A 7596-nucleotide genomic window follows, 5' to 3' on the forward strand; every position below is an offset into this window, starting at 1 on the left:
AAATAGAAATTAAAGCACCATCTACACAGGGGAAAAATTTCCAAAATACCCTCCCAGAAAAAAAATCTCCTGCTGATTATCAACCAGATTTACAAGAGATTGTTAAAGCTTCACGTTGTCGAATGCGACAAGTAAAACTAAGAGATAAATGGTGGCAAAAAAATTCTGGTGCTTTGTTAGGTTGGCTCGAATTAGAAAACATACCCGTTGCCTTATTACCTCGCCAAAATCAATACTTTCTCTACAACCCAAAAACTCAAACTTCTATTCCCATAAATCAAAATGTCGCTGCTACTTTATCCTCAACAGCATTTACTTTTTATCGCCCCTTCCCTTTCCAGGTGAAAAATGTTTGGGAGATATTTTTATTCGCTATCAAAAGTTATGAATGGGATGGAATTAAAACTATAATTTTAGGCATAATAATCAGTCTGATGGGTATGATTACTCCTCAAGCAAGTGCCATTCTTGTTAATAATGCTATTCCTGATAGCGACAAATTATTATTATGGCAAATAGGATTGGGTTTACTTGCCGTTACTGTAGGAAAATCTTTATTTAGTTTGCTCCAAGGAATCATGTCTATCAAAGTTTCTCAGGGGATGCAAATTAATTTACAATCAGGAATTTATGACCGCCTCTTTCGGCTAAATCCGATTTTTTTCCGGGAATTTAGTACGGGGGATTTATTAACTCGGATTGCTGCAATTAGTCAGATTAGTAGTTTAATCAATAGTGCCGTGATTACCACGATTTTTACAGGTGTATTTTCCCTCTTAAATTTAGGTTTAATGTTTTTATATAGCCGAAAATTAGCCTTAATTGTTCTAATTATTGGTTTAATTTCTTTCCTGATCACCTTAATTTCCGGCATAATTTTAATTCGTTTTGAACGAGAACAAGAAAAGCTAAGTGGCAAAATTCAAGGTTTAACCGTACAACTAATAAACGGCATTCAAAAATTACGAGTTGCTGCTGCTGAAGTTAGAGCTTTTGCAGTTTGGGGTAAAAAATATCAACCTCAAATTCAACTTAATAATCGGATTTTTCAGATTAACGATATTATTTCTGTGATTAATGAAATAGTCTCTCTAGTTACTTCTATGTTGATTTATTGGTTTACTATTCAGATTATTATTTATGCTCAACAGACAGGAACTCCTAGTTTAAATATTGGTACATTTATTGCTTTTAATTCCGCGATGGGTGTGTTTCTTAGTGGCGTAACTTCTTTAAGTAATACTATTACTGATGTTATCGGTATTGTGCCTTTGTGGGAAAGAGCAAAAAGTATTTTAGATTCTCCCATTGAATATAACCCTAATTTAGCTAACCCTGGAGAATTACAAGGTGGTATTTCTGTCGATAATCTCACTTTTAGTTATCATCAAAAATCTAAGTTAACAACAGAAACTGCCGATAAAAATCTCCCAGAAATTAATGTCACCACCGTACTCCATAATATTAGTTTAGAAGTGAAACCAGGAGAATTTGTCGCCATTGTTGGTCCGTCTGGGAGTGGCAAGTCTACTTTATTCCGTTTATTGTTAGGTTTCGAGCAACCACAAACAGGAAATATTTTTTATGATGGTAAAAATTTAGCAGAATTAGACTTGGAAGCAGTCAGACAACAATTAGGGGTAGTGCTGCAAAATGGGAAAGTGATGACAGGCAGTATTTATGAAAATATCAGTAGTGGTGAGTTGGTAAGTCCGCAGACAGCATGGGAAGCAGCTCAGAAAGTAGGTTTTGCAGATGATATTGAAGAAATGCCAATGGGAATGCACACGGTGATAAGTGAGGGAGGTAGTAACCTTTCCGGAGGGCAACGACAAAGGTTGCTTATTGCCAGGGCGTTAATATTGGAGCCGAAAATTCTTTTGTTTGATGAAGCTACCAGTGCTTTAGATAATAAAACTCAGGCGATCGTGACTGAGAGTTTGGAGCAGTTGAATGTGACGCGGGTGGTTATTGCTCATCGTTTGAGTACCATTCGGAATGCCGATGTTATTTATGTGATGTCTCAGGGAAGGGTAGTGCAGAAGGGGGGGTTTGATGAGTTGATGGAACAGGAAGGGTTGTTTCGGCGGTTGGTTAGTCGTCAGTTGGCAAATTAAATTCAAAATTCAAAATTCAAAATTCAAAAGTAATAAATTTTAATCATTCCAGTAGGGTGTGTTAGCGGAACGGAGTGGAGCGTAACGCACCATTCAAAAGTTTGCCGGTGCCTTACGCTGTCTTCATGTCCCGCAGGGAAACGCACCCTACTGGGCTGAGAGTTTAGAGCAGTTGAATGTGACGCAGGTTGTTATTGCTCATCGTTTGAGTACCATTCGGAATGCGGATGTTATTTATGTCATGTCTGAGGGAAGGGTAGTGCAGAAGGGGAGTTTTGATGAGTTGATGAAAGAAGAGGGGTTGTTTAGAAAATTGGTTAGTCGTCAGTTGGCTTAATTAATTTAATAATAATTTAATTATTTTTTCTATTAAAAAGTGTTAAAGTGTCAGACACCAAAAGTAATTAGAAAACAGAAAACAGAAAAAAAGAGAAAACAGAAAACACGAGGGAAAATGCCAAATAACAACGAAATGTATGCCGACAAGAACTGTACCACTACTCACAGCCCTAATTCCAGCTGCTCCCACCACAAGAATTCCTCCACCACACCCTCGGAGAGAGAGACCTTCTCTCCTCTCTCTGATAAAGAATTGGAGGTACTTTACGGCGGTCTCTTTCGGCGCGAAAGCATCTGGCCACATATTGTATGGGAATACGAGTTACGTCCGAAGGACCCCTATAAAAAACTGAAGTTCCCTTCCCCCCCCAAGAAGAAAAAAGAACAAGAAGAAAGAGAAGAAGAATGAAGTTCCCTTCCCCCCCCAAGAAGAAAAAATGACAAGAAGAAGAAAATGAATGCAGCGATCGCAAAAACAGCGATAGATTTTATTAAAGCGAATCGTTTTCCCTATTATTCAGTGGAGTGGTAGGGGCGTTATCTAAAAACATTGATATTGACCAATAAATTAAATAAACCCGCTCCCAACCACCAATGGGAAGTAGGGGCGGGTTTAGCTAAACCTTTGAAGCAAGCTCGATGTCCCCTGATGAACCCGCCCCTACAATTCAATTTTTTTAACGTTTAACTTAGGTTGGGTTGTAACTTGCTTCCACAAATTGGTGCGGTAGGGAAACCCAATAAAGTGTTACTGGTGTTAGGTGCAAGAATGAAACCCTCTCCTAATTTGTGACTCCTGACTCCTAACAATGAGAACCGTTCTACTAAACTTACCCAAACTTACCCATACATGATAGAACTCCGTTCCGCTGACGCGACCGCATAAGCTTTGGAGCTAGCTTCCTGCTTCACGCATATACCACTGACCGCAGTCTGCAACCTATCTTCAAGAGCAGGCTTAAAATCGCTTGGAACTCAAGCTACTGATACACATAGTTTTTCAGGTTGACTGCAGCATTAAAATCTCTGTCAGTTTCAAAACCGCATTCACTACATTCATAAGTTCTCAAGTGTAACGGCATTTTCTTTTGATGGCCACAGTTTGAACATATTTGAGAACTTGGATAAAATCTAGGAGCTATGACTAATTCACTGCCGTACCATTCACATTTGTATGTAAGCTGACGTTTAAACTCATAAAAACCACAGTCTGCTATCGCACTTGCTAGTTTGCGATCTCTTGGTCGATTGGATATGGCGTTTAGCGTTCCGCAAAACTTCGTTAACGCGGAGCGACTTGAATTGCGTTTCGCTTTCCTACGGAATAATTGTGCAAACGCGACATGAAACGCGGCTCTGCACTCTTCGGGAGACCTCGCCATCCCATCCTAACGGACTGCTCCGCAAACGACCGCTTTTTGAGCATTCCACTTACCTTCAAGTCCTCAATTACTATGGTGCTGTGATTTTTAGCTAACCATGTTGTGAGTTTATGTAGTGCATCTGCTCTAATATCTGCTACTTTCTTGTGCAATCTTGCTAGTTTTTTGATAGCTTTAGCTCTGTTTTTGCTCCCAAGCTCCTTTTCGTTGACACGGCGTTGATAACGACTTAATCGTTTTTTAGCTTGTTTGTAAGCTTTGACATTAGTGTAGGTTGTTCCATCACTACAAGTTGCTAGAGCGTTTATACCTACATCTACACCAATAATATCTCCTTCTTTAGCAGTAGGAGTTGGTCTTTCATCATATTTAAAACTTATATACCAATTACCCGCACGTTTTGTTAGCGAAGCTCCTCTGAAAGAGGCGATTCTCACATTTTTAACTGGTACAGAAGGTAAGATTTCGTAAGTTTTTACTATTCCTATTCTGGGTAATTTGATATAGTTTCCTTTCAGAATTTTAATACTTCCTTCTAGATAGAAACTATCTTTTTTTCCTTTTTTCTTAAACCGCGGAGCGTTGCGAGGAACGAAGCAATCAGGAAATCCACGTTGAGGAATAGTCAAAAAGTTTTTAAATGCTCTGTCTAAATCTCTTAATGCTTCTTGAGGGGCACACTTTGATACTTCATAATATAATACCAGGAATTTTCACTTTTGACTTCAGCTACCAAACTATACATGCAAAGTGATAGCACTCAGTCGTTTCTTGGTAGCTTCATATTCAGAAATACAAGTTGCTAATCCCCAGTTATAAGTAGTCAGGAGCTACACCCGCGTGTTTGGCGAGTATGGTTTTTTGTTGATTATTGACTTTTAATTTAGTCTTGATTGATTGCATTTCAATTTATCGGGCACCTCTTCTAAGAGTTTAATAAGTTAAACATAAATCTAGTATATCACAGTAAATGTCTAATTGTGTTAAATTTTGTCCAATTATTTTAATACTGTTGATAGCCCTTTGGTCTACTCAACCTAAATACTAGATTTTTTTGCTGCCAGTTTGGCATTTATAAGGTTAAGCAGTTTGATATAAATAGAACAAGGGATGAGTAATTATTCCTTCCCTAAAACAAAAAGTAATAACAAACAATTTAAGGAGCAACCATGGAAAATTCCATCATAGAAAAAAAAGATATCTTGCCCCAGAGACAACCTGGCTTTGAAGCACCGACCGAATGGGAAGAACTCAACGATATTGAACTAGAAAAAGTAGTTGGTAGTGGTGATAATCCCTGGTGGGTTCCTAGCTATGCGACTCTCACTTATAATCCTAAGCCTGGGTTAAAGTTCGATAACTTTGGAGGGATCAAGTATAAGAGCAAATTTGAAGTAAAGTTAACTTGGAAATTTTGAAACAGCGGAGAAAAAGAACATCTTGGTTGGATGAGATTAATTCTGCTAACATATCAAACAACTATACAAAATTTCAAAAGTTATTTCATTAGTTGTCATGGAATAGTAGCCAAGTTTGAATATTATAAACAGCAACTTCACAAATACCCTACTAAAGGCCAAAAGTTTACTAACCTGGTTAGGTATCGTACTGTGGCCTTTATGCTGAGGAGGCTGTTTCGGCACTTGAAGCAGAATTGTATAAGCGATCGCTTTGAATCATATTTATACTTTTATTACTAGCGATCGCTGATACCTTAAACACAAATTCCTTGTAGAGTAAACAGTTATAATGACTCTCGTAGTTTTGCTCTAGCCCCCAAAATATATATTGAGGATGGGCTAAAGCTCAACTACAAACAAACTTTTTTCAAACTGCTATAATTCAGGAATGAGAGAACTAGGAAAACTATATGGATTAGGTATTGGACCCGGCGACCCAGAGTTACTGACTCTTAAAGCACACCGCATTTTAACTACTGTTCCAGTAATTGCTTACCCTATCTCAGAAAATGGTAACTCTTTGGCACGGGCGATCGTTGCTGAGTTGATTCGTTCTGACCAGATTGAAATTCCTATGTCTTTGCCTTTTAATGTTCGAGAATCATCCCAACCCTATTATGATAAAGCTGCCCAACAGATTGCCGAATATCTAAAAGCTGGGCAAGATGTAGCGGTTTTATGTGAGGGGGAACCGATGTTGTATGGCTCATTTATGTATCTTTTTCAGCGACTTTCGGGGGAGTTTCCCACGGAAGTTGTACCGGGAATTTCTTCAACATTAGCAAGTGCAGCTATGTTGGGTGTGCCAATTACTTACCGCAATGATGTTTTGAGTATTATACCTGCTACTTTGGATGAGGTTAAGTTGCGCGATCGTCTTAGTGTTGCGGATGCAGCAGTAATTATCAAATTAGGCAGACATTTTGCCAAAGTCCGCAAGATTTTGGATGAATTAGGGTTGTTAGATCGGGCGCTTTATATTGAAAGGGCAACTCAAACCGAGCAAAAAATTCTTGCTATTACTGAGGTTGAACCGACAGAGGTTCCCTATTGGTCTTTGATTTTGATTCCTAGTCAAACACAAGGGTGAAGTGTTATAAGTAGGTAGGTGGGAAAATTTACAACTACGTCATTGCGACTGGAACGGAGTGGAAGGAAGCAATCTCAAGTGTTTCTACTGCATCAACATTTCTTTACATAGTGAGGTTTATTTGCGCCTACCTACTTAATTCAAGCTAATTAAATGAAGAATCATCTCAACCACTAAAACACCAGTAAATACCACCAACTTCCCCCTACGTTTGCTAACAGTAGATGAATATCACTGTATGGCAGAAGTAGGAATTTTACATCCAGATGAAAAGACAGAATTAATTGCAGGACAAATTATTAACAAGATTTTACCCCAACTATCAGATTTTAGTGAGCAGTGCTTCTGCTTGGGAAATTGCTACAAAATACCGCATTGGCAAACTTCCTGAAGCTAAACTGCTAGTTGATAATTATCGGGATATATTATACCAGGCAAAGTTCAAGGAACTTACCATCACAACTGCTCATGCTCTGAGAGCGGGAAACCTACCTATTTTGCACAGAGATCCATTTTACCGGATGCTGATGGCTCAAGCTGAATTGGAAAATATAGCTATTATCACCTACGATAATGCTTTCCATACTGGTTTAATTCAGGTTATTCCTTCGCCTAGGTAACAAAGATGAAGGAAATTGAAGTTTTTGCAGATATCTAATAGACAAGTTTATTCCATTAATTGTTGTACTTGATTTAATGGTAAGTCTACTACTTCTGCAATTTGTTGTGCTGTTAAACCAAGTTTGATTAATTTAGAAACAGTATTTAATTTGGTTGTCTGCAAGACATCTTCAATGATGGGTTTGCAAAAATTCGTGTTGTTATTATCTGATTTTTCGTTGACAAAATCCCTATTTTTTAATTCTGTTGTTTCGGGGTTAGGGCAAAGATTAACATTACCAATTTGTACTGGATTACCAATAATCTGATGTTGAGAATTTGTGAATCCTAAACGTTCGACTGTAGCGACAAAATTTGATTTATTTAACCTCTCTCCAAAAATCTCTGATAAAAGTTGCAATAGTTCATATCCTTCATCTTTGACATGACCATTGGAACATTTATATTGTTCTGCAATTTCTCTGTATTTTTCGTTATTCAGTACACCTTTTAAAATTCCCATTTGTAGATTATTTAGGTGTTTTCCAGTTTGCTGAAAGACCAAATCATCAATTGAATTTAAAACTGTTTGCCAGTCCATTGTCTTA

General features: G+C 37.9%; 9 protein-coding genes. 6 read left to right on the forward strand and 3 right to left on the reverse strand.

Translation table 11 applies throughout. The features are described from left to right. From F6K22_RS24385 to F6K22_RS24395, 3 genes are all read left to right on the forward strand, one after another. On the forward strand, positions 1–2117 hold a 2117-nt coding region (locus F6K22_RS24385), incomplete at its 5' end, for an NHLP bacteriocin export ABC transporter permease/ATPase subunit (protein WP_293103895.1). A gap of 178 nt (positions 2118–2295) precedes the next feature. Further along, positions 2296–2454: a P-loop NTPase family protein gene (locus F6K22_RS24390; protein WP_293103897.1), complete on the forward strand. Its 159-nt coding sequence runs from the start codon at positions 2296–2298 to the stop codon at positions 2452–2454. Between the two features lie 117 nt (positions 2455–2571). Continuing rightward, positions 2572–2865, forward strand: a complete 294-nt coding sequence (locus tag F6K22_RS24395) for a hypothetical protein (RefSeq protein ID WP_293103900.1) — start codon at positions 2572–2574, stop codon at positions 2863–2865. 571 nt (positions 2866–3436) lie between these two features. Here F6K22_RS24395 and F6K22_RS43135 read toward each other — a convergent pair. Continuing rightward, on the reverse strand, positions 3437–3838 hold the full coding sequence (locus F6K22_RS43135) for an RNA-guided endonuclease InsQ/TnpB family protein (RefSeq protein WP_375340191.1): 402 nt from the start codon (positions 3836–3838) through the stop codon (positions 3437–3439). After that, entirely contained in the window at positions 3739–4545 is an 807-nt protein-coding gene (locus F6K22_RS24405; protein ID WP_293103912.1) for an RNA-guided endonuclease InsQ/TnpB family protein, read from the reverse strand. The genes F6K22_RS43135 and F6K22_RS24405 overlap by 100 nt, the downstream gene beginning before the upstream one ends. A gap of 462 nt (positions 4546–5007) precedes the next feature. On the opposite strand from F6K22_RS24405, the gene F6K22_RS24410 reads away from it, so the two are divergent. The 3 genes from F6K22_RS24410 (at position 5008) to F6K22_RS24425 (ending at position 7008) form a co-directional block, all read left to right on the forward strand. After that, positions 5008–5256 (forward strand): hypothetical protein, encoded by a 249-nt coding sequence (locus tag F6K22_RS24410; protein ID WP_293103903.1) that lies wholly within the window; start codon positions 5008–5010, stop codon positions 5254–5256. Positions 5257–5686: 430 nt separating this feature from the next. Beyond that, positions 5687–6388, forward strand: a complete 702-nt coding sequence (locus tag F6K22_RS24415; RefSeq protein WP_293103906.1) for a precorrin-2 C(20)-methyltransferase — start codon at positions 5687–5689, stop codon at positions 6386–6388. A 284-nt stretch (positions 6389–6672) separates the two neighbouring features. Next, positions 6673–7008 carry a type II toxin-antitoxin system VapC family toxin gene (locus tag F6K22_RS24425; RefSeq protein ID WP_293103909.1) on the forward strand — a complete coding sequence of 112 codons (336 nt, stop codon included), beginning with the start codon at positions 6673–6675 and terminating at the stop codon, positions 7006–7008. 47 nt (positions 7009–7055) lie between these two features. On the opposite strand, the gene F6K22_RS24430 is transcribed toward F6K22_RS24425, so the two are convergent. Next, positions 7056–7596: helix-turn-helix domain-containing protein (locus F6K22_RS24430; RefSeq protein ID WP_363274320.1), on the reverse strand; the 541-nt coding region annotated here is incomplete at its 5' end.

The organism is Okeania sp. SIO2F4, assembly GCF_010672385.1.
Taxonomy (GTDB): Bacteria; Cyanobacteriota; Cyanobacteriia; order Cyanobacteriales; family Microcoleaceae; genus Trichodesmium.